This window comes from Streptantibioticus rubrisoli, from assembly GCF_024436055.1.
Classification (GTDB): domain Bacteria; phylum Actinomycetota; class Actinomycetes; order Streptomycetales; family Streptomycetaceae; genus Streptantibioticus_A; species Streptantibioticus_A rubrisoli.
Window position 1 is genome coordinate 75647 of record NZ_JANFNH010000014.1, and the last position, 22245, is coordinate 97891.

A 22245-nucleotide genomic window follows, 5' to 3' on the forward strand; every position below is an offset into this window, starting at 1 on the left:
TTCTTCGGATGTTCAGAAGGCGGGATCTGGTCCGTTTCCCCACTTCTCGTGATGCTTGACGACCGTTGCGTCGTGCTTCCTCCGGACAGCGCGAACCCCCACCGCACGCGTCAGAGTTCCTTCCGTCATGGAGGTTCGATGAAGCGTCTGCTCGCAGCGATCGCCGCGCTTACCGCGGCGTTGCTGTTCCTTCCGACGACCGGCGCCGCCACAGCGGCCGCGTCGTCCTTCCCACAGTACGACCACGTCTTCATGCTGGTCGACGAGAACCACAACTACCAGCAGATCATCGGCAACCCGGCTGCGCCCGAGATCAACGCTCTGGCTGCCGACTACGGTTCGGCCACCCGCTACACCGGCGTCGGCGACCCGAGCGAGCCCAACTACGTTGCCATGCTCGGCGGCAGCACCTTCGGTATCAGCAGCGACGACCCGTATTTCTTCCCCGGCCACACGGTCAACCAGCCCAACCTGATGTCCCAGCTCGAAGCAGCCGGGAAGACCTGGAAGGGCTACTACCAGGGCATGCCGTACGCCGGTTACCGCGGCTACTGCTTCCCCGCGAAGTGCAACGGCATTCCGGACAGCGACACCCAGTACGTGGCCAAGCACAACGGCGTTGACAACTTCGCCAACATGCAAACGCCCGCGGAGTTCGCCAAGCAGAATCCGCTCTCACAGCTGAGCACCGACCTGGCCTCCGGACAGGTGCCGAACTTCTCCTACATCATCCCGGACGAGTGCAACGACATGCACGGCGCTCCGCCGTGGTGTGTGGACTCTGGCAAGCCCGGGGACGTGGACGACAACTGGCTCGTCGCCAACGGCGACAAGTTCGTGGGCAACACGGTCAACCAGATCACCTCCTCGCCCGTGTGGCAGTCCGGGAACAACGCCATCGTGGTCACCTTCGACGAGGGCAACACGGCGAACGACAAGGTCGTCAACGCCGTCATCACCAACCACGGCCCCCGCGGTGTGCAGGACAGCACCTCCTACAACCACTACAGCCTGCTCGCCAGCCTGGAGGACGCCTTCGGACTCGGCTGCCTGCAAAACTCCTGCGGCGCCACCCCGATGACCCCGCTCTTCCAGACCACCGGCTCGACGACCAGACCCACCCTGCCCGCGCCCTACACCCCGCCGAACAACGGTAACGACGCCATCTCGCCGACGGGCAGCCCGGTCAAGGGCACCGGTACGACGCTGACCTGTCCGGCCAGCGGCTGGAGCCAGGTGCCTAGCCCCAACGTCGGCAATTTGGACAACAACCTCGACGCGGTCTCGGCCGCATCGGCCACCGACGCCTGGGCGGTCGGCGACTACTACAACTCCAACAACCCCAACGTACTGACCAACCAGGCCGAACACTGGAACGGTTCGAACTGGACCGAGTATCCGCTGCCCAACGTCGGATCCAACGAGAACAGCCTGCTGGGCGTCTCCGAACTGCCGACCGGCAGCACCTGGGCGGTCGGCTACTACATCGACGCCGACTGGACCCAGCACACCCTCGTCGAGCACTACAACGGCAGCACGTGGTCCGTCGTCTCCAGCCAGAACCCGGGCAGCGAACGGAACATCCTCTACGGCGTCGCCGCGCTCTCGGACAACGACGTGTGGGCGATCGGCGCCCAGCAGGACGCGAACGGCGTCATGCACCCGCTGACCGAGCACTACAACGGCAGCACCTGGTCCGTCGTCCCGTCGGTGGACCCGAACGGCGGCGGCAGCCTGCTCTACGCCATCAAGGCCGTCTCCAGCGGCAGTGTCTACGCGGTCGGCCAGAGCGGCGCCGCCTTCCCCAGCCAGGCGCTGGTAGAGCATTGGGACGGCAGCAAGTGGTCGCAGCTCAACTCGCCGACTGACTCCGCGGATAGCCTGACCACCCTGGGTGTCACCGGCTCGGACTCCGCGCTGAGCATCGTCGGCGACCGGGAGAACAGCACCGCCCCCTACACCACGGAGGTCGCCTCCGGCGCCCCGTCCAGCCTGTCCCTGGTCAACAGTCCCAACAACGGCACCGGCGAGAACGACCTGTTCTCCGCCACCACCGCCGCCGACGGCTCGACCTACGCGGCTGGCTGGTACATCGACCCCTCCTCCGGCAACCACGAGACGCTGATCGAGCACGGCGTCGGCGGCCAGTGGTCAATCGACACCACCCCCAACCCCGGCACCGGCGACAACGGCTTCGCCGGTATGACCGCCATCCCCGGCGGCGGCCTGTGGGCCGTCGGCGTCACCGCCAACAACGGCAACTACTCCACCCTCATCGCCCACCACTGCTGACCCCAACAGCCTGCCCTGCCCCGCGCGGTACCGCGCGGGGCAGGGCAGGGCAGCGGGGTGCAGCGGTCGTGAGCAGTTGAGGTACACCGCTCAGCACCGCGCACAGCCCTCGTACGTCACTGACGGACATTGGATCCAAACAGACGGAGGTCAACCGTGCCCAGCACCACCAGTTCACGAGTCCGCCGCTCCCTGATCGCCCTCGCGTCCACCCTTGGCCTCGCAGCCGCGTGGACCGGCGTCGGCGCAGCCCCGGCCCACGCCGCAGCCGGGCTGCCGACACCCAGCCACATCGTCGTCGTGGTCGAGGAGAACCACTCCTACGGCCAGATCATCGGCAGCAAGAACGCCCCATACATCAACTCTCTCGCGAAGGGCGGCGCGAACCTGACGCAGATGTACGCCGAGACCCACCCCAGCCAGCCGAACTACTACGACCTGTTCTCCGGGGCGACGCAGGGCATCACTGATGACTCCTGCATCACGCCGGGCTTCAGCTCCGCGGCGAACCTCGGCTCGGAACTGATCGCGGCGGGCAAGCCGTGGGTGAGCTACAACGAGTCGCTGCCCTACCAGGGCGACACCGTCTGCACCAGCGGCGCCACATACGCACAGAAACACAACCCCTGGTTCGGCTTCAGCAACGTGCCGTACTCCACCGCCGACACCTTCACGCAGTTCCCGACCGACTACACCACCCTGCCGCCGGTCACGTTCATCACCCCGAACCTGGATGACGACATGCACGACGGCACGGTCAAGCAGGGCGACAGCTGGCTGCAGACCAACCTCGGCGCCTACGCGACCTGGGCCAAGTCCAACAACAGTCTGCTCGTGGTGACTTGGGACGAGGACGACGGCACCTCGGGCAACCACGTCGCAACCGTCCTGTACGGGCAGCCGGTCACATCTGGTAGCAGCTCGTCTGCCACGTACAACCACTTCAGTCTGCTGCGCACTATCGAGGACATGGAGGGCCTGCCCTACGCCGGCAGTTCCGCCACCGCCTCCGACATCACCGGGATCTGGAACTAGTAGCTCTCCATGGCACCAAGGCGGGGCTCGCGAGAACGAACCGCGGTCCCCGCCCATGCCGACCGGATGACGATCGCGAACGTGCGGGCTCACGCCGTGGATCGCCCGCAAGGGCATCGAGTCCTCGACCCGGCTGCACGGCCTGGCTGGGCGGCTGTCGTCGCCTGGACCGTCGCTACGAACGCAAGGCCGAGCACTTCCTGGTCTTCGCAGCGCTGGCCCGCACCTTCATCTGCTGTCGCCGCCTAACAGCGCCGAAGCCGTAAACCGCTTTTCCCGCCAGTAGTGATGGGAGAAACTCTCCACGGGACAACGAGATCGCCGGTCATCGCGCATGCCGCACCGGCGCTGGCGGAGGAAGGTCATGGCGAGACCCGCGGTCGGGGCGGCTTTACGCCGCTGTGCAGAATGCGGCGGATACGAGTACAGCGGCGCGCCGGCGTGTACCTCCTGCCGCGAACTGGTGGACGGCATCGTGGAAGAGCAGTGGTCTGTCTTCCTGCGCCACTGGGACGTCAGCCGCGACCAGGAAGTCGCGCTTGCCGAGATGGTGACGGCCGAACCTGACCGTCATGACTGGCGGGTGGTGGACGCCGCGTTTGACAGACTGGTCTGCTCCGAATGCGGTGACCGGCTCAGCCGCGGCCCTGTCGCCTGCTCCGCCTGCGACCTGGCCCACGGCTTCCGCTATGCCGCGATTGAGACAGACCGGCCAGGTGTCCGGCTCGGTAATGAACACGCCATCCGGGTCAACGTCTCGGTCGTGCGTCGGCCGCAGGTCACCTCCGACAACGAAGTCCTTGTCCGGCGCCTGTTGCTACCAGTGCTCCTGGTGGGGCACCTACCGAGCATCGAAGAGGCCCAGCGGATGAGCGCTCTGGTCAAGAGGAGCCCCCAGGCACAGAAGCACATCCTCATTGAGCAGGCCATCGAGGAAATAGCCCGGCATCAACGACGCGCCAAGCGTCGCTCTTCCAAATGAGATGGCCTCTACGCACTGCCCCTCCTCCGAGCACGCGGCGATCGCATGGGGCAAGCCGACGCCCTATACCGCATGGGGGACCGCTTTGCGACTGACCGGCGACAACTCGGCGCGGCACATGTCCTGCCGAACACGCGGCCGAACACCGACAGCGGTGGCCGTACTCTGCTCCCAACGTGTCGGGTACGGCGCCGACCCCCGTGTAAGCCCGCACCGTCCCCGCACACACCGTCAGCCGGGAAGGAAGCTGACAGAGCACTTGCCCTCGAAGTCACGGGTATGGAACCCGTAAGGGTTGGGGGGCAGGACAGCCGAGCCGAAACCACAGGTAACAGTCGCCGTGTCAGCCGAGAAGTTCACGAACGTCGTCCTCCCCGACACGTTCACAATTCCGCCCGGAGGCGTGACACACTCGGTGCCCGAGGCACCAAGAACGCTGACGCCCTGACACGACTCGGCCTGCGCCGGAACGGCAGCACCCGCAATCAATCCTCCGGCCCCCAGCATCAAGGCCGCCACACCGCCGGCCACATGCTTCCGGCACCTCATCCCACGGCTGTTCATCGACCATCATTTCCTCTCGCTCGGCAGGCAACGCCTTGCAACGGAACTCACCCACGGCGCCAAGGGCACGAATCCAAACCCCGGCCCACATGAGGACGACTGGACCGAGCCCTGCCCGGCCATCAAGGAAAGCCACCCCGCATGAGCGCGGCACTCTGCGGGCTGACGCGGAACTCCTGCTCAACGGGGCCGGACAACGCATGCTGACGGAACTGAGCGGAGTCGGCCTGCCAGACAATCAGCGAAGAACCAGGTCAGGACGAGCGCCCCTGCGCAGATTCACTGGCCGCCGACACCACCAAGGACAGCGGGCGCTTCTCGGCGACGTCGGCCTTGTGCGCGGCACCCCGACGCAGGCGGCGCAATGGGAACGCCACGAACGCGCCCGGCAGGCTACCCGGCAACCGAACCCGGAGAGAGTGGGCGGGCAGCCGAACCCGGAGGGAGAGAGTGGGCGGCCACCGGTCTTGTGCCTCGGACCGGCAGCCGCTCGGCCCTGATGGGCTAGTGCGCTCCGATGGTGGTCCTCGGGCTCTGTACGTCACCGTAGTAGTGGCCGTTCAGCCAGAACCCGGTGGAGACCACGTAGGTGCCCGCCGGCGCATCCCAGTATTCGCTGTACCCGTTGCCCCCTCCACCCGTTCCCGCCTTGGTGGAGCCCTGGCCGGTGGAGATCCCGGAACCGCAGCCGAAGTCGTGAGCCCAGCGGCCTGTGTTGACGTCGATCGCGTGCGCGCAGTACCACACGCCGGTGCCGGAGTAATTCTGGAACGGGATCGTGGCGGAGATGGTGTATCCGTTGTCCTCGACCCAGTAACAGGAGTCGATCGAGATGTTGTCGGTGACGTATGCGTAGTTGCCTGTAGTCCATGACCGGCACGCGTATGCGCTGTACGCCGGGCGGACGACGTGGCTGCCGGACGACGGGGTGGCCGCATGCGCGCCGGACGCCGTGAGCAGGCTGCCGGCCAGGGAGGCCGCAACGGCCGCCGAGACGGTGAGTGCCTTCTTGAGACTCATAAGTGCCTTCCAATGTCGACGATTTCGCGTAGTGCGCGAGACGAATGAGCATGAGCCTCGTTCCTCATCCGGCGCTTTCCTGCGTCGGTGACGAATTTCGGCTCAGATCGACCGTGCTGCCTCGGCTGGGGTGGCCGCTTGGCCGGTGAGAAACCGCGGTCCTACCAACCCCTCGGTCAGCCATGGGCCTGGGCCACTCCGGCAGAGGTACAGCGGCGACGGCCATCGTCGCCGCCACCACTACTGCCTTGACCGAACGTTTCCTTGCTGTTCCTTCCGTTGCTCGGGAACGGCTGCGTGCCCCACGGTGACGCTATGGACACGGGTCCGTCGCCCGTCCTAGATTCGTCCTAGTGCGAGGTCAGCCGGGGGAATCGGCGCTGGTCTTCACGTGCCGGGGGGAACATGAGATTCGGCGTGCTGGGGCCGTTACACGCCCAGATCACCGGACGCGCGGTCCGGTTCGACGGACCGCGGCAGGCCAAGATGCTGGCTGCGCTCCTGATCGACGCCAACAACATCGTCGCCATGGATCGGCTCGTCGCCGTGATGTGGGACGGGAAAGCGCCCAACACCGCGGTGCGGCAGGTCCAGGACGCTGTCTCCGGGCTGCGCCGCAACCTCGTGGCGTGCGGAGCGCCCGGCTCCTTGATCAGCACGCGGCGTGGCGGCTACCAGATCCACCTGGCCCCGGATCAGCTCGACCTGCTGGAGTTCGACCACGAGCGGTACCTCGCCGAACGGCACACGGCCCCGTTCGAGACAGCTGTCGCGTTGCGGCGGGCGCTGGCCTGCTGGCGCGGTAACGCCCTGGTCGACATCTCCAGCCGGGTCCTGGAGATCGATGCGGCACGGCTGAACGAGAAACGCGCGGCCACGCAGAAACAGTGCCTGAGCATCGAACTCGACCTGGGGCGCCATCGGGAGGTCATCGACGAACTGACTGCCCTGCTCGGCGAGCACCCCTACGACGAGCAAGTCGCCGAACACCTGATAGTCGCCCTCTACCGGTGTCGGCGACAAGGCGAGGCGCTGCAGGTGTACGAGCGGCTGCGCCGGACGCTGGCCGACGAACTCGGCGTCGATCCCACCGCGCCGCTCCAGGCCTTGCATCAGCGCATCCTGACCGCCGATCCCGCCCTGGCGGCTCCGGTCCCGGCAAGCGGTCCCTCGGACACACCACCGGAAAGTCCCGACGCGGCGGCCACCGGGCTGGCAATGGCGATGCCGGTGCGTCAACTGCCGTTCGATGTACCCGACTTCGTGGGCCGGGCGCAGGCACTGGCCGAGGTCGCCGGACTGCTCGACGGGTCGGCGCCGAACCGGGCTCCGGTGGCCGTCATCGTGGGCGGCCCGGGTGTCGGCAAGTCCTGCCTGGTGACACACGCCGCACGGCTGGCGAGCGCCAGCTTCCCCGACGGTCAGCTCTACCTCAACCTCGCCGCGACATCGGACGAGCCGCGGGACCCGGCGCTGATGCTGGCCGAGGTGCTGCGCGCGCTCTCGATCGCCGGCAGCGCGATACCGAACGGCCTGTCCGAACGCGCCGCGCTCTACCGGTCGTTACTGGCGGACCGCCGCATGCTGGTGGTGCTGGACGATGCCGGTCACGCCGACCAAGTGCTGCCGTTGCTGCCCGGGGCCGACGGTTGCGCCGTGTTGATCACCAGCCGCACTCTGCTGACGCAACTTCCCGGCGCCCGGCACATCGACCTGGACGTGCTCAGCCCGGCCGAGGCGCGGGAGTTGTTCACCGGTATCGTCGGGCAGCGGCGGGTCGAGCGGGAACCGGCGGAGGCCGACGCCATCCTCGACTGCTGCGGCAACCTGCCGCTGGCGATCCGGATCGCCAGCGCCAAGCTCACCGGCCGCCCGGCCTGGTCGCTGCGGGTGCTGCGGGAACGGATCGAGGATGAGTCCCGGCGGCTGGCCGAGCTGAGGATCGGGGACCTCAGCGTACGAGCCAGCGTCGAACTGAGCTTACGGCTGCTTCCGGCCGACGCGGTACGCGCGCTGAGCCTGCTGGGTCTGCTCGGCGCCTACACTCTGCCCGGCTGGGTGGTCGGCCCTCTGCTGGACCGCTCGGACGCCGAGGAGGTGCTGGACACCCTCGTCGACGCCAGCCTGGTGCGGCTCACCGCCACCGACGCCATCGGCCAGCCGCGCTACCGGCTGCACGACCTGATCAGGACCTGTGCCGTGGAGATCGCCGCCTCGCTGCCGACGACGGATAAGCGGGACGCGATCATCCGGGTGCTGTCCACCTGGCTCGATCTGGCCGAGCGCGGCACCGATCGGCTGCCCGCCGGGCTGCTGGCCGCCGCGCCCGGTTCGGCGCCGCGCCGGTCGCTGCCCGACGCGGTCGTGGACCGGCTGCTGGCCGACCCGGTCGGCTGGTTCGACGCGGAACGCGACACCCTGCTCGGCGCGGTGAAACTGGCCGTGGACTGGGGACTGGACGAGTTAGCCTGGGAACTGGCGGCCAGCCCGGTGACTTACTACGACCACCGGTGCCTGTATCAGGACTGGGAGCACGGCCACCGGCTCGCGTTGGACGCGACCGAGGCCGCTGGCAACGTGCGCGGCTCATCGGTGCTACTGCGCGGTCTTGGCCAACTGCACATCTACCGAGACGAATTCGACGGCGCGACCCGTGCCCTGGAGTCCTCCGTCGAGTTGTGCCAGGACGGCGGGGACAAGCGCGGCGAGGCGTTGTCGGTGGCGATGCTGGGCACGGTCAGCCGGGTGCAGGACCGTGACAACGAAGCCGTCGAACGTTTCGAGCAGGCGCTGGCCATCGCGGTCGGTGAGGGCGACCGGCACCTCGAAGCGCAGCTGTCCTGTTCGATGGCCGTGATGAGGCTCATGCAGGGCGAACTCGACGAGGCGGAGTCCTGGTTCGGCGAGGCCTTGCGCCAGGCCAGGGCGCTCGACGACGGGCATCGGGTAGCGGTCGTGCTGCGGCGGTTCAGCCGACTGCACGATCAGCGCGGTGATCCGGACGAGGCGCTGCTCTGCCTGCGGCAGGCGTTGGCCACCTTCGAGGAACTGGCCGACGAGCGGTGCGCCGCGTACACGCTGCTGGAAGTCGGCCGGGTGTACGCCGGTCAGCACGACCGGGACCGGGCGACCCCGGCGTTGGAGCGCGCGGCGGATTTGTTCCACCGGCACGGCGACCGTCAGGACGAGGCCGCGTGCTGGCAACTGATCGGCGACTTGGACGCCGCCGCCGGCGTCCACGACCTGGCGCGCCAGCACCGCGGGCGGGCGCTGCGGCTGTGGCAGACGATCGGCGACATCAACCAGACGAAAGCTCCAGCGCGACCATCGTCGCCCTGACCCAACTGACGCTGCGCGTGCCGGAACAACGCCCATATGACAGAGCCGGACAGCCGTCTTCGCTGCGGCCCCGTCCCGCGCCCGCGCCTGGGTTGTCTCGACCGCTTCTCGGCAGCAGGCGCAGGGCGGCGAAGGCCTTCATCATCGTCAGGTAGGCCAAGCGGAGCAGCACGATTGCCCATCATGCCGCGGTGACCGCGCTCGCGCGGGCGTATCCATCCGTCCAGCCATGGCCTGGTGTGCAGGCACCGGAAAAACCCCTTCCCGCCTGCATGGAGGAGGTATTCGGCAAGGGCGACCTTGCGGGCCCGGGGTTGAGCCTCAACCTGCTTTAGGTCCCATAGTGGGTGCCGTGGACGACAACGAGCTGTACCCCATCGGAGATGTGGCGCGCCGCACCGGCCTGAGTGTCAGTGCCATCAGGTTCTACGCCGACGCCGGGATCGTCGCTCCGGCCGCCCGCACGGGCGCCAGGTACCGGCTCTACGACGTTCAGGCCATCGCCAGGCTCGAATTCGTCCGAACTCTCCGCGAACTGGGCGCCAGCCTGGAGGACATCCGTCAGCTACTGGCCGGTGAGACGACGCTCCGCGACCTCGCCGCGGCACATCTGGCGCTCGTCGAGCGCCAGGCGCTTCGCCTCCGGGCCAGGCGGGCCGTCCTGCGGACCATCGTGAAACAACACACCCCGGCCGAACAGGTGAGTCTCATGCACAAGCTTGTGTCCATGTCCGACGACGACCGCGACCGGCTCATCGACGAGTTCTGGTACGAGATCAGCGACGGCCTCGACGTCCACCCCGCCTTCGTCGATCGGTTACGGAGCATGCGACCGAATCTGCCTGCGGAGCCCACCACGGAACAACTGGAAGCCTGGATCGAGTTGGCCGACCTGGTGCAGGACGACGCCTTTCGCCACTCGGTCCGCGAGTACCTCCACGACACCTACTCCACCGCCCAAGGGCGCCTCATGACCACGCCGCCGGTGCCGGACTCGATCGAGAAGGGGGCGACGATTATGCGGGACGCCCAGGCGGCATACCAGGCCGGGCTACCCGCGGACTCTCCGCAGGCCCAGGACATCGCCCGCCGCTACGTGGCCTCTCTCGTCGAGCTCACCGGGAGACAAGACACCACCGAGTTCCGGCGCCAGGTGGCCGCCAACCTCCTGGTCGCGAAAGACCTCCACCGGCAGGCACTCCAGCGGCGTGCCGCACACATCGCGGCCCGGTTCACCGACACCCACGGCAGGTACCTGTCGCTGGTAGCCACCATCAACGGGGCGACGCGCGAGGACAACGTGAGTGTCCCGGTGCCCTATGAATGGATGGCTACAGCTCTCAACGCTCCCGGCTGCCGCAGCGAGCCCTCAACGGGACTGCACCCGTAGCGAGTGGGGGCTCGGCGCTCGCTACGACGTGATGTCCGGTGTGCCGGGCACGAGTTGACCGGCGTGTAGGGTCCACGTGGTCACCGCGCTGCCCGACGGGCAGCACGTACTGTCGTTCGACCGGTACCAGTGCTCGTCGGCCACCACCTTGCCGGGGAGGAGGTGGACGTCCGCCAGCAGCGTGGTGTGCACCCCGTCCGAAGGCCGTTCCTGCGGGGTGACAGCGCCGAGCACCACGAGGCGGCCCTGGTGCGAGGTGAAGACGATTGCGGCGAAGGCGAGTTGGCCAGCGGCGGTATCCCCTCCGTTGTCGCACTCCACGATGAGTGCGGCCTCCGGGCGGCCGTCGCCGTCGACGTCTCCGTACACGACGTCCGACTGCGACACCTGCACCCGTCCGAAACTGCCGGAGGCCGCGGTTGCCGTGCGACCGCTGAAGGCGACCAACCCGGGTATGTCACAGAACGCACCGGGAATCCGGACCGAGTTCCAGTCCACCTGGTGGAGGTCCGTCGGTGCCGGTCCCAGGTCGGTCGGCTCGGCTGTCGGCGTGGCAGACTCCGGTTGGTTCGGCGCCGCGGTGGCGGGCGCCGAGGACGGCTGGCTGATCCGCGGGGCGACCGAGGGGGCGCACCCCGCCACGGGCAACGCCAGGCAGACGGCCGTGACGCACCAGCGTAAGCACGGCATGGACTTCCGCACTTGAAGACTCCTTTCCGTAGGGTAGCGGAGCAACGCGGCCCGGTGACTGGTCGGTGACGTGGTCCGGGCAGCGGTCACCGGGCGCATGGTGGGTCGTAGGCCATCTGCGGCAGGTACTGTCGCCATTGGTCCGGGCTGATCACGGGCGACTGGGCGCACAGGCGTTGGAGGATGTCCGCGGTCCGGATGTCCCATATCTGCACCTTGCTCGCACCCGCAGCGGCCAGTTCGGCGCCGTTCGGGCTGAACGCCAGCGACGCCGCGACGTAGCTGTCCCCGGCTGCGAGCTTCGCCAGCACTGCCGGGTGGGTCGGGTCGCTCATGTCCCACAGCAGCATGCTTCCGTCCGCGCCGCCACTGGCCGCGAGGGGTGCCCGGGGGTCGTACGCGATGCCGCCGACCTCTCCCACGTGGCCCGTGGGCGCCGCGAGTTGTCTTGGGTGGTCCACCTCGCGGACATCCCACGTGGCCACTGTCCCGCCCGTGCTCCCGGTGATGAGTGTGCGTCCGTCCGAGCTGAAGGCCAGGGCGGTGACCATGCTGCGAGCGGGTTTGAACGACGCCCGCAGCACGGGTTCGGCGGCCGAGCCGACGTCCCACAACTGCACCGCGCCGGCGTGGTCGCGGGTGGCGAGGATCCTTCCGTCACGCCGGAACGCCACGTCCTGCCCCCTGGACGTGGCGTCCTTCAAGGTGGCCAGCCGGGTCGGACGGTGGCGGTCGCGTACGTCCCACAACTGCACCGAGGTGCCTCCCACGGCGAGCAGCGAGCCTGCTGGGTTGAAGACCACCGACGCCGCGTAGGCACTCACCTGGTTGCCTGGTGTCAGGTCGTGCGGGTGTGCCGGGTCACGCACGTCCCACATCACCACCGGGCTGCCCGTGGCGATCGTGCCGCCATCCGGGCTGAACGAGACGGCTTGGCCGCCTTGGCCGAACATGCCGAGGGTCGTCAGGGAGCGCGGCCGTTGCCCTGAGGTGTCCCATAACGTCGTCGGAAACCCGGTGGCCAGGATGTCGCCGGTGCGGCTGAACGCGGGTACCGACGACGCGACCGAGGCGAGAGCGGTCTGCGCGGAGGACAGCGAGGGCCCGTCGACGTTCCACAGCCTCACCGAGCCGTTGTCCCCGCCGTCGGGGGCGCTCGGTGTCCCGTCTGTCGAAGCCGACGCGAGGGTCCTGTCGTCGCGGCTGAACGCCAACTGCGCTATCGGCGAGGTATGACCGGTCAGCCGGGCTCCGGGGGCTGGATGCAGAGGGTCCGAGGCGCTCCACAGTTGGATGTCTCCGCCGCTGGAGCCCACCGCGAGCGTCGCCCCGTCATGGGAGAAGGCGAGCGAGCAGACACTCAGCGGCTGGCCGCTGATGGACGCGTCCTGCCTGGCGTGGGCCGGATCGGTGACGTCCCACAGCCGCACCGCGTCGTCCTGCCCGCCGACCGCGAGCAGATGGCCGTCCGGGCTGAAGGCCAGCGCGTCGGGGGAGCCGGTCAACCGCGCGACGATGGCGGGGCGGCGCGGCTCGGACAGGTCCCACAGCCCTACGCTGTCGCGCTCGCCGCCCATCGCCAGCAGCCGCCCGTCGGGGCTGATCGACAGCCCGTCAACGGACTGCGCGGACTGGGCGAACACGGCGATCCTGCGCGGCGTTCGCGGATGCGAGACGTCGAAGACCTCGGCAAGGGCGTCGTCCAGGCCCACCACCAGCGAGCGGGAGTCGGGGGTGAACGCCAGGCAGCGCACGCTTGAGCCACCGGTGTTCGCCGAAACGAGCAGCGTGGGCCGCGCCGCGGACGTCACGTCATAGAGCCGGAGGTCGCCCGCCCGGTCACCCACGGCCAGCAGGCGGTCGTCGGGGCTGAATGCGAGACCAGGTGCGACACCGCGCGGGGCGGTCAGCCGTGCCAGCACCCGTGAGTCGGTGGAGTCGTAGAGCGTGACGCCGCGGCCGACAGCGGCGGCCAGCAGGTCTCGATGCGGGCTGAACGCCGCGCCGACGGGCACACCACCGGTTGCGATCACCCTGGGGATGGCGGCGCTGCCGAGGAGCGCGCCCATGGCCTGGCCACTGGGGTCCAGACGGTAGGCCTCGACGAGTAGTTGTTTCGCCAGCCCGGGTTGGGTGTCCTCCACCTCCTGCGCGCTGGCCACGAGTTGCCGTGAACTGGCCTGCAACTCCCGGTGGACGGCGGCGCCACGCTGCACCAGGGCGGTGACGCCGCCGGTGACGGCTGCCAGCAGCAACACGGTGAGCGCGGCGACGGTTCCGCGGACCCACCGCATGGTGCGGCGGCGCTGCCGGACGTGCTCACCGATCAGTTCCTCCTTGCTCATTCCGCGGATGGGGGCGGCGAAGTCCGCCACGCACTCGACCATCCGCGGATCGGCCCGGTCGACCTGTTCGGGCGCGTGCAGCCAGCGCAGGTCCACCCAGCGCGGCTGGTGGCCGAAGGCCCCGGACAGTTCCTTCTCCGGCAGCGCGTCGGTGGACTCCCAGTCGAACGTACCCAACTCCTCGTCCCACGCGAGACGCCCGTCGGTCCACGCGATGAGGATCTTGTCGGCGCTCCGGTGCTCCAGCCACCACTGGATCTCCTTACGCACCCACACCGACCTGGCGGCCTGGGGCGACGCCATGACGATGAGCCACCGGGCCTGTGCGAGCGCTCTTTCGATATCAGGCCAGAGCCCGGGGCTCGCGCTGAGGTTGGTCACGTCGCGGAATATCCGCAGCGTCCGCCAGCGGTACCAGGGACGGGCCATCGACTGCAACTCCGACTGGAACGCGGCGGCCACCGCGTTGTCCCAGGAGTGGCTGTAGGAGATGAAGGCGTCGTAGTGCTGTTCGGTGTCGGGCTCGCTCTTCACGGCCTCCTCTGACCGGGCTGCAGGATCCTTCATCTGCGCGGCGTTCCTTGTCTCGCGGGCCCGCCGCGGCACCGGGTGTGCCACTGCCGCCTAACCGATCACGGTTGCCGCGTCCAGTACGCCCGCGAGCCGGGCGAAGCTGCGCGCGTAGCCGCCCAAGTGCTGCTGCACGAGGCGCAGTTCGGCACGACAGTCGGCGTTCTGCGGCCACAGCGACTCCGACCGGCCGGGATGAGCCTGCTCGTAGGCGTGCAGGCGCGGATGCCACGCGGACAGGAAGGGGCGCAGTTCGTGGTTGAGCATCGTGATGGCCAACTGCTCCACGGTGTGTCCGCCCAAGGTTCCGGTGGAGGGACGGCTCGCCTTCAGGGTCTCGCGAGTGGTGGAGAACAGCCCGTGTAGGGAGGTCAACGCCTCCCTGACGATGCCGTCGCCGTCCTCCAGCGGCTGGGTGGAGACCCGCGTCGCCGTCTCCACGAACAGGTGCCAGGCCACCCGCCGGGCGTCATCGTTGACGACGAAGGTGAACTCGCTCAACTGCGGTACGGTCACCTTGATTTCCGAAAGCCGCGCGGTGCTGCGGTAGTAGCGCAGCACGAGCATGGCGAGCGCACCGGCGACGCCACCCACGATCGCGAACAGTGCGCGGCCGGACAGGCAGGTGATGCCGAAGACGGCGAGCCCCGCGAGAGAACCGGCGGCAACGGACGTGACGAGCCGCACGGACCGGCCGTATGCCAGCCCCCTCACCGTCTGCTGCCAGGCCACCGCGCCCCCCAAGGTCTGGTCGTCCCCCGCTTGCCTGCTCCGAGTCGAATCTACTTGCGGATCAGGCCGTTCGCAGGGAAATCACCTCATCCGCACCGTCCGGCGATGGGTGTCACCGAGGCGAGAACGAGTGCGGCGCTCGCCGCGCATCCGATGCGCCCGTCCCGTGCGGCAAGCGCCGCCTCGGCGGAAGGCACTCGGCGCAGGCGCAGATCGGCCTCACCAGGGTCGCCGCCCGTCGGCGGACCGGGGATCAACTCCCGTGCAACCCACAGGTGGACCCGCAGCGGGCTCAGCCCGGGGAGCGGGTGGAGACTGCCGTGCGAGGTCCAACGCCCGCCGTGGAATCCGGTCTCCTCGCACAACTCCCGCTCGGCGGCGGCACGATGGTCCGCGTCCGCGGGATCGACCGAACCTCCCGGGAGCTGCCATGTGGTCCCGACCAAGTAGTGGCACTGCTCGATGAGGAGCAGATCGTCACCCGCGAAGGCGGCCACCCGCACGAGGTCGGGCGCCCCCACCCAGTCGTAGGTGTCCGCCTGCCCGTCTGGGCGGAGGACCTCGTCCCGCCACACCGACAGACGCGGCGTCCGGCACAGCACGTCCCGGCTGCGCCGCGTCCACGGTTCCCTGCGCTGCATGTCTGCACGGTAGTGCACGCGACGCCACCACCGTCGACCACGGTTGCCGCGGTCCGCACGACCACTGACCGACCGCACCAGAGGCATACGGCGCGAGTTGGTGACCAGGGCGTACGGAGAGTGGGGCCGCCACCCTCGCCGTATGCGGCGGACGGTGGGGTGCGCGGTCCGGGCCAACACGGCTGCGCTTAGCTTACGTTGGGCTTGCCAAGGCGTTTTGCCCTTGGACGGTACGAAGTTGAGGATGTACGCCTGAGACGTTCACGGGTGCTTGCTGGGAGCCAACCCGCTTAGTCCACGAAACGAGAGAAGGCATGCTGCGAACCGCCGTGAGATCCATCGTCGCCGCCGCGGCCGTGCTGGCCATGGCCCTGCCTGCGGCCACCCGCGCATCGGCGGGCCCACCCACGTTGCGAACTGACTCCTACCGGTCGAGCAGCGGCCCGGTCGTCGGAGGTTCGGCGTACGACTACGCGCCGAGCATCATGCAGGACGGCGACTACAAGATGTGGTGGTGCGGCCAGACGGCCGGTGGAAAGGTGCCGGGCGACGACATCCTGTACGCGGAGTCGCCCAGCCTGGACGGCCCGTTCCACGCCCGGGGCAGTTCGGCGCCACACCAGATCGTGTTCGACGGAACCGGCACCGGCAGCTTCGACAACAAGCACACCTGCGATCCATCGGTCGTACGGGTCGGCGGCACCTACTACATGTACTACGGCGCCGAGCGGCAAGACGGCGAACCCACCACAATCGGTGTCGCCTCCAGCCCCGATGGCATCAATTGGACCAGGCTCAACAACGACCAGCCCATCATCACCCCGGCCAACCAGCAGGACACGCACAACAGTTACGGCGCTGGCCAGCCGAGCGTCGTCCACCTCGACGGCGAGTTCTACCTGATGTTCACCGACACCACCGGCGCCGGGGCAGCGCCGAACGGAGCTGGCCAGTTCGTCTGGCGCTCTCCGGATCCGACCTTCCAGTCACACGTCGAGGTGTTCACCGTCTCGGGATGGCAGGCGAAGACGGCCGCCAACTCGCGTAGCCTCTCCGTCGCCAACGCGGTTTCCGCGGACTGGCAGTACTCCGACGCCCTGCACGCCTTCATCATCGCCCATGACAACGCCGCAGGTCAGACCACGTTGACCTTTTTGGATCCGAACAACCTCGCCAAGCACGCCTACGCCGATGTGGCCATCCCCGGCCAGTGGTCGGAGGGCCCCGGCATCGTCTCCCGGCCGGACAAGCACTCCGTGGTCTCGGGAAGCGGTGACTGCGGGCGGATCCCCGTTGATGTGATCCGTTCCACCACGACGTTTCCACCGCAACAGTTGGCGCACATCGGCATCGACCTGCGCAGCGGCCGCAGTTGTGCGTCGATGCCTCCCGCGCAGATCGCCGCGATGTACGAGGGCTACGGCCTGCAGTCAAACGGGTTGCCAGCCGCCGTCGTGGTGAACGGCCGACGGCTGCAGATCCAGAACGCCTCCGTCTACACGGACCTCACCCGCAACCGCATCAGCGTCCCGCCGTCCATCTACTACGCCGTGCCGTACGGCGCGTCGTTGCACGACAGGGAGAAGGTGGTCGGGGCCCCCGGACTTCCGGGGGCATTCCAACTCGACGGCGGCGCATTGTGGCCGGTGAGCTGCCTGCGACTGGTGACCGACAACCACTCTTCGATCACCATGGTGGGCCAGGGTACGTGGCTGTCGCACCCGCGCGGGCCCGACCTGGACTGCCTCGATTAGGCGTTCTGTCCACGGAGGTTGGTGACGGCGCTCTCGACTGAGGGATCTCGAAATGGCTGAGGGCCTTCTGACTCGGTGCGGATTGCCACATCCGCACCGGAGACCGGACAGGCCCTCATGCCGCACCGCAACGCACCGCTGACCGAGACCGGACGCCTGCGCCTGGCCCGCTGCGTCGTGGAGGACGGTTGGCCTCCGCGACGAACTGCGGAACGGTTCCAGGTTTCCGTGACCACCGCCCAGCGGTGGGCCAGTCGCTACCGGGCGTTCTGCCATCAGGGGGCGTTCGCCTGCGAGTGAAGGAAGGCGGCCCAGGCTGTGGCCGAGCGATCCGGTGCGGGTGTCTACGCCGCTGAAGCGGTGACTCCGCGGCCAACTCATACCACAGCCTGGCGAGTAACCCGCACCATTGCCAGCGGCGGGACCAACACCGCGGTTTCCCGGCGCAGCGCGGCGGTGTGTATCCATACTGGGCTCCGACGCCTCTCCAGGTGGCCCGCGCACCAGCGTCGCGAAGGGGGATCCCCATGACCACGGCCCTGCACAGACCATCCCGCATACCGGCGCCGAGTGATCCCTGGCCAGCGTCCAGCGTGTTGGGCGCCCTCAGCCCCGGCGCCCGGGAACGGTTCATCACGCTCGGTCGGCTGGTTCACTTCCACGGTGGTGAACGGCTTTTGCGCGAGGGGGAGTTGGGCACCGAGGTGTATCTGCTGCTCAAGGGCTGGTTCAAGGTACTGGCCGTGATGGACGACGCCCGCGAGGCCCTGCTCGCCGTACGAGCCGGCGGCGACATCGTCGGCGAACTGGCCTGTTTCGACGCACAGCCCCGTTCGGCGACCGTCCTTGCGGTTGGGCCGGGCGCCGCCCGGCTGATCAGCCGTCAGGAGTTCCTGGGCTTCCTGGGGGCCGAGGACGAGGTGACGCAGGCCGTCATGCGCGCGGTTGGCGGGAAGCTGCGCTGGGCGACACGCCGCCGCCAGGACTTCGGCGGCAGCGGCGTGCAGACCCGGGTCGCCCGCGTCCTGGCCGAGTTGGCCCGCTCCTACGGCCGCCAAGACGGCTCTTCCATCGCCATCAGCGTGTCCCTCAGCCAGCCGGAGTTGGCCACGCTGGTCGGTTCCTCCGAGCCCAGTGTGCATCGAGTGCTCCGCTCCTTGCGCCAGCGGCGAATCATCGAGACCGGGTACCGCCGGATCCTCATCCGGGACGTACCCGGGCTCGGCCGGATCGCCGGCGCCGACCTGACCGCGCTCATCTCAACGTCTCCGCCAGCACCAGCCACGCTCCCGCCGCGATGACGGTCGCCGCGACCCAGATGACAGCGCGTGCGGTGTAGGAGTTCTTCAGCTCCGCGATCCGGGCGATGGCGTGCGCGGTGGCCCAGGCGTCGTGAACCAGCCGGTCCGGCCGCGTGTCCAGGTGGTCGGAGGCGTCCAGCGAAAAGTGGTTGGGCGCGCCCGGGTTGGCCGCGCGCGGACGGATCACCTGGATGAGCAGGTAACCGGACACCACGAAGGTCACGGCGTACGCGAGGCCCACCATCCAGAACAGGACGGCGCTGGGGCAGGTGGGCGCCGGGGCGCCCGCCTGCCCGACCTGGGTGGCCACGACCGCCGCGAGTCCGATGTGCACGGTCACCAGGGTCCCGGCCTTCGCGTCGGCCTGCTGTGTCACCTGCTGGAACGAGGCCATGGCGGCCATTGCCCCCACCAGTTCCTCGGCTGGCTGCCGTTCGCTCATCAGCCGTGGCCCTGGAAGTGCACGGCATGGTGGCCCCCGTCGCCAGGCTCCCCATGCCCGTCCTGCCCGTCCCACCGCACGCTCGCGTCGGTCTGCCCGTCCGGAGCGTGGACGGCGTCGTACGGGGTGGCGTGATGGTACGGGTCCTGCGCGTCGTGGTGGTACGGATCGCCGTGATGCCGGTCCTCAAGGACGGATCCAGCATGGGCGTCGTGGTGCCCGTCGCTCGGATGGTGGCCGTCCGCGTGCTGCGCGTGGTGCTCAGCCTCTGTGTGGTGAACGGCCGCATGGTGGCCGCCGTGCTGCCCGTCGCCCACGTGGTGCGTGTCCGAACCGGGGTGGGGACCGCCGACGTGCGGGTCGTGCGCGTCCGGCCGGGCGTACACCACCCCCGTGTCGTCGAAGTCGGCGGACACCGCCCCGGTCGGCGTGCCCTGCTGGGCTCCAGGCAGCAGCCACTCCCGCAGTACCGCGCTGTGTGCGAGCGCGGTGGCAGCCAGGTGGGCCGCGCCCAGGGCGGGCACGACGAACTCCTTCGTGGCCGTCCTGGCGCGGGAGTGCCCCCAGATCACCGGTTCCGGCCCGAGATCGGCGGCCGGGGCGGACCGGGGAGCGTGCAGCCATGCGGTGGCCGAGAAGTCCTTCGCCGGTGTGACGATCTCGGCGCGGTGGAACTGGGTGGCGGACAACCCGTGGGACTGCGGGACCACCGCGTCCCGGTACAGGTCGTCCGGCACGGCGAGCGCAAGGTCGCAGTCGGCGTTGCGCTCCAGCTCCTGGCGGACCGCCTCGGACTCCACCAGGCGGCTGACCAGTACCACGCAGCCGCCGACGTAGCCCCGGTCCGCGCGCGACAGCGAGCCCTGGCCGAGCGCGGCCCGCATCCGTAGCCGACCGAAGGCCCCCGGCGTCTGGTTGACCTGGTAGAGCCCGTCGCGCAGGCCGAGGACCAGCGCGGGCACCGCCCGTACGATGTCGACGCGGGCCGGGAAGACCACCAACTGGCCGTCGCCCTGCAACTGTTGTTGCACCCGGACCCGCATCACGCGGGCCCGGCGCAGGGCGTGCTCCACGACCAGACGGAGCCGGTACTGGGCGTCCGTCTGCTCGTCGTAGGTGTGGCGGCTGTAGTGGCGCAGGTCCACGGCCAGCAGCAGCCGCCTGCTGTAGCGGGCCATCACATCATCGCCAGCTCGTCCACGATGTCGCCGATGCTCTCACCGGTCCGGCGCAACTCGTCCTCCAGCTGCTTGAGTTCGGACCGGCGCTGTTCGACGGCCTCGACGCCCTGCTCACGGGCGGTGCGGGCGCTGTCCACGGCGCGGGTGAGCTCGGTCATGCGATCGTCGAGTCCGCTGGACACCGCCGTGGCGAACGGCTCCATGGTGGCGTCGGCGAACGCCTGGGCGGCCTCGCGGGCCTGCGTGGGCGCCTCCATGGTGATCCGCGTGGCCATCTCCCGGCCGATGGCCTCGCGCATCCGCTGCTCCAGCCTGCTGCCGGACTGACCGCCCTGCCACACCCCGTGGATGACGGTGGCGGCGATCAGCGTCGGCAGGCCGAACGGCGTGAGCAGCCACGCGAGCGCGATGACGACGGCCATCGGCATGGTGCGCAGCGCCTCCCGGGCGCCGAAACGGGCGCCCACCATGCCGCCCGCCACGCCTCCGAAGACGAAGCCGCCGACACCGGCGAGGAACCGCTGGAGTGGCGCCTCCTCCTGGGACTCACCGATGGAGGCGGCGTCCTGCGGGTCGACCAGTTGAACCCGCAGTTGGTCCAACCGCGCCTCGAAGCTCGCCAGTTCGCCGTCGAGCTGTCCGGCGATCCGCCCCAGGTCCTGGTGGACCACCGGCTCCAGCGAGGTCCTCACCCACTCGGCGACCTTCTCCTCGACCCTCTTGGCGATGCCTTCGGCGATCTCCCTGGCCACCTTCTCGGCCCGTTCCTTCACCTTGATCGGGTTCATGCCCAGCTTGGTGGTGATCTGCACCTCGGCGGCGAACACCGGTACGCGGTCGGCGAGGGTGGCGAGGTAGCCGCCCAGCAGGGTCTCCACCCGGTCCTGGAGCATCCTGGTCTGGTTGCGGGTGTCGGAGGTGATCTGCCGGGCCTGCTCCCGTAGCGCGCGCAGCGGCTCCTGGGCCGCCTGCCAGCGGCTTTCGAGGTCCTCGGTACGGGTGTCGAGCAGTGCCAGCTCGTACGGGACGCTGCGGGCCAGGTCACTTGTGACACCGCGCAACGCGCGGGCGGGGGAGAGCAGTTTGACCTTGTGCCGCTCCGTGGACAGGTAGTGCTCCAGGGCCTCTTCGAGCTCGGCCACGCCGGACCGCCGGAAACCCTCGGCGTCCCCCGCCTCCCTGGCGCGCAGCGCGCTCCGGCCGTCAACGAAGTGGAACCGGTCGCGGTCGCGGTCGTCGCCGCGCAGATCGGTGATGCGACGCCGTGCGGAGTGCGTCACGTCATCGCGATCCCGTGGGTCGATCGCGTCGAAGTAGGTGAAGACGAAGAAGGGGTCATGGGCGTCGAGGTAGGAGGTGAGGAAGGAGGACTCGCTGATGCTCATGGGGGCGATGGCGTGCTGCAGGAAGATCACCGCGTCGGCCTTGACAAGGTGGGCGAGGGTGATCTCGTCGCGCGTGGCGTGTTCGTTGAGGCCCGGCGAGTCGATGAGCACCACGTTGTGCCGACACAGTTCCAGCGGCCAGAACACCTCGGCCTTGACGTACGGGTTGCGCTCGTCGCGGGCCTGGTTGTTGACGGTGATGAGGTCGGTCAGCCGGGCCGGGTCCACGCTCTCCGGGGCGGCGGCGTCCTCCCGCCACAGCTGTGCCGAGCGGGTGTCGCCGTAGCGGACCTCGGTGATGACCGCGGTGGCGGGCGTGGCCTTGACCGGCAACACCTGCGCGCCGAGCAGGGCGTTGACGAACGTGGACTTGCCGCGCTTGAAGTCGCCGACCACCATCACGTGGAAGGCGTCGTTGTCCAGCCGCTCCAGCAGGGTGGTGACGGTCCCCGCGGCCCCCTCGTTGCCGATCCTGGAGGCTATCTCGCCCACCTGGCGTCCGATGCCGGTCAGCCGGGAGCGCTGTCCTGCGGCGGCCTCGTAGCCGCCCTGTTCCGTGCTCATGGTCTGGGTCTCCTGTCT

At 69.0% G+C, this 22245-nt stretch carries 16 protein-coding genes and 2 pseudogenes; 10 read left to right on the plus strand and 8 right to left on the minus strand.

Features of this window, described 5'->3' with window-relative positions; translation table 11 throughout:
* Positions 1-138: 138 nt before the first annotated feature.
* The 4 genes and pseudogenes from NON19_RS15145 (at position 139) to NON19_RS15160 (ending at position 4309) form a co-directional block, all read left to right on the plus strand.
* Entirely contained in the window at positions 139-2292 is a 2154-nt protein-coding gene (locus tag NON19_RS15145) for an alkaline phosphatase family protein (RefSeq protein WP_255928286.1), read from the plus strand.
* Between the two features lie 156 nt (positions 2293-2448).
* Positions 2449-3327, plus strand: a complete 879-nt coding sequence (locus NON19_RS15150; protein WP_255928288.1) for an alkaline phosphatase family protein — start codon at positions 2449-2451, stop codon at positions 3325-3327.
* Between the two features lie 140 nt (positions 3328-3467).
* A pseudogene (locus NON19_RS15155) lies at positions 3468-3593 on the plus strand (IS5/IS1182 family transposase); the annotation flags it as partial.
* Between the two features lie 197 nt (positions 3594-3790).
* Positions 3791-4309 (plus strand): hypothetical protein, encoded by a 519-nt coding sequence (locus NON19_RS15160; RefSeq protein ID WP_255928290.1) that lies wholly within the window; start codon positions 3791-3793, stop codon positions 4307-4309.
* A 1068-nt stretch (positions 4310-5377) separates the two neighbouring features.
* Here NON19_RS15160 and NON19_RS15165 read toward each other — a convergent pair.
* Complete coding sequence (locus NON19_RS15165) at positions 5378-5893, minus strand: hypothetical protein (RefSeq protein ID WP_255928292.1); 516 nt, start codon at positions 5891-5893, stop codon at positions 5378-5380.
* A 417-nt stretch (positions 5894-6310) separates the two neighbouring features.
* Between NON19_RS15165 and NON19_RS15170 the strand changes: the two genes are divergently transcribed.
* On the plus strand, positions 6311-9232 hold the full coding sequence (locus NON19_RS15170) for an AfsR/SARP family transcriptional regulator (RefSeq protein ID WP_255928294.1): 2922 nt from the start codon (positions 6311-6313) through the stop codon (positions 9230-9232).
* 352 nt (positions 9233-9584) lie between these two features.
* Positions 9585-10622 (plus strand): helix-turn-helix domain-containing protein, encoded by a 1038-nt coding sequence (locus tag NON19_RS15175; protein WP_255928296.1) that lies wholly within the window; start codon positions 9585-9587, stop codon positions 10620-10622.
* Between the two features lie 21 nt (positions 10623-10643).
* On the opposite strand, the gene NON19_RS15180 is transcribed toward NON19_RS15175, so the two are convergent.
* Positions 10644-11120: a hypothetical protein gene (locus tag NON19_RS15180; RefSeq protein WP_255928298.1), complete on the minus strand. Its 477-nt coding sequence runs from the start codon at positions 11118-11120 to the stop codon at positions 10644-10646.
* Between the two features lie 52 nt (positions 11121-11172).
* Here NON19_RS15180 and NON19_RS15185 point away from each other — a divergent pair, with 52 nt between their 5' ends.
* The gene (locus tag NON19_RS15185) at positions 11173-11328 is read left to right on the plus strand and encodes a hypothetical protein (protein ID WP_255928300.1); all 156 of its coding nucleotides are present in this window, start codon (positions 11173-11175) and stop codon (positions 11326-11328) included.
* A 70-nt stretch (positions 11329-11398) separates the two neighbouring features.
* Here NON19_RS15185 and NON19_RS15190 read toward each other — a convergent pair whose 3' ends face one another.
* The 3 genes from NON19_RS15190 to NON19_RS15200 all read right to left on the minus strand — a co-directional run bounded on the left by NON19_RS15190 (position 11399) and on the right by NON19_RS15200 (position 15600).
* Entirely contained in the window at positions 11399-14224 is a 2826-nt protein-coding gene (locus NON19_RS15190) for a TIR domain-containing protein (protein WP_255928302.1), read from the minus strand.
* A 57-nt stretch (positions 14225-14281) separates the two neighbouring features.
* Positions 14282-14914 carry a hypothetical protein gene (locus NON19_RS15195; protein WP_255928304.1) on the minus strand — a complete coding sequence of 211 codons (633 nt, stop codon included), beginning with the start codon at positions 14912-14914 and terminating at the stop codon, positions 14282-14284.
* Positions 14915-15045: 131 nt separating this feature from the next.
* Complete coding sequence (locus NON19_RS15200; protein ID WP_255928306.1) at positions 15046-15600, minus strand: NUDIX domain-containing protein; 555 nt, start codon at positions 15598-15600, stop codon at positions 15046-15048.
* Positions 15601-15914: 314 nt separating this feature from the next.
* Here NON19_RS15200 and NON19_RS15205 point away from each other — a divergent pair, with 314 nt between their 5' ends.
* The 3 genes and pseudogenes from NON19_RS15205 (at position 15915) to NON19_RS15215 (ending at position 18655) form a co-directional block, all read left to right on the plus strand.
* Positions 15915-17354: a glycoside hydrolase family protein gene (locus NON19_RS15205; protein ID WP_255928324.1), complete on the plus strand. Its 1440-nt coding sequence runs from the start codon at positions 15915-15917 to the stop codon at positions 17352-17354.
* Positions 17355-17471: 117 nt separating this feature from the next.
* A pseudogene (locus NON19_RS15210) lies at positions 17472-17618 on the plus strand (helix-turn-helix domain-containing protein); the annotation flags it as partial.
* Positions 17619-17881: 263 nt separating this feature from the next.
* Positions 17882-18655 (plus strand): Crp/Fnr family transcriptional regulator, encoded by a 774-nt coding sequence (locus NON19_RS15215; protein WP_255928326.1) that lies wholly within the window; start codon positions 17882-17884, stop codon positions 18653-18655.
* On the opposite strand, the gene NON19_RS15220 is transcribed toward NON19_RS15215, so the two are convergent.
* From NON19_RS15220 to NON19_RS15230, 3 genes are read right to left on the minus strand one after another with little or no spacing between them, the layout of a single operon-like run.
* Complete coding sequence (locus NON19_RS15220; protein ID WP_255928328.1) at positions 18609-19097, minus strand: Pycsar system effector family protein; 489 nt, start codon at positions 19095-19097, stop codon at positions 18609-18611. The genes NON19_RS15215 and NON19_RS15220 overlap by 47 nt on opposite strands.
* Positions 19097-20275 (minus strand): hypothetical protein, encoded by a 1179-nt coding sequence (locus NON19_RS15225; RefSeq protein ID WP_255928330.1) that lies wholly within the window; start codon positions 20273-20275, stop codon positions 19097-19099. The genes NON19_RS15220 and NON19_RS15225 overlap by 1 nt, the downstream gene beginning before the upstream one ends.
* A complete protein-coding gene (locus NON19_RS15230) occupies positions 20275-22227 on the minus strand; it encodes a dynamin family protein (protein WP_255928332.1) in 1953 nt (650 codons plus the stop codon). Before NON19_RS15230 ends, NON19_RS15225 begins: the two co-directional genes overlap by 1 nt.
* Positions 22228-22245: the final 18 nt, after the last annotated feature.

Excerpts from the sequence above, each read along its gene's own strand:
- NON19_RS15145 (WP_255928286.1), top strand. The coding sequence starts at position 139 with ATGAAGCGTCTGCTCGCAGCGATCGCCGCGCTTACCGCGGCGTTGCTG.
- NON19_RS15165 (WP_255928292.1), bottom strand. The coding sequence starts at position 5,893 with ATGAGTCTCAAGAAGGCACTCACCGTCTCGGCGGCCGTTGCGGCCTCC.
- NON19_RS15190 (WP_255928302.1), bottom strand. The coding sequence starts at position 14,224 with ATGAAGGATCCTGCAGCCCGGTCAGAGGAGGCCGTGAAGAGCGAGCCC.
- NON19_RS15200 (WP_255928306.1), bottom strand. The coding sequence starts at position 15,600 with ATGCAGCGCAGGGAACCGTGGACGCGGCGCAGCCGGGACGTGCTGTGC.
- NON19_RS15205 (WP_255928324.1), top strand. The coding sequence starts at position 15,915 with ATGCTGCGAACCGCCGTGAGATCCATCGTCGCCGCCGCGGCCGTGCTG.
- NON19_RS15215 (WP_255928326.1), top strand. The coding sequence starts at position 17,882 with ATGACCACGGCCCTGCACAGACCATCCCGCATACCGGCGCCGAGTGAT.
- NON19_RS15220 (WP_255928328.1), bottom strand. The coding sequence starts at position 19,097 with ATGAGCGAACGGCAGCCAGCCGAGGAACTGGTGGGGGCAATGGCCGCC.
- NON19_RS15225 (WP_255928330.1), bottom strand. The coding sequence starts at position 20,275 with ATGGCCCGCTACAGCAGGCGGCTGCTGCTGGCCGTGGACCTGCGCCAC.
- NON19_RS15230 (WP_255928332.1), bottom strand. The coding sequence starts at position 22,227 with ATGAGCACGGAACAGGGCGGCTACGAGGCCGCCGCAGGACAGCGCTCC.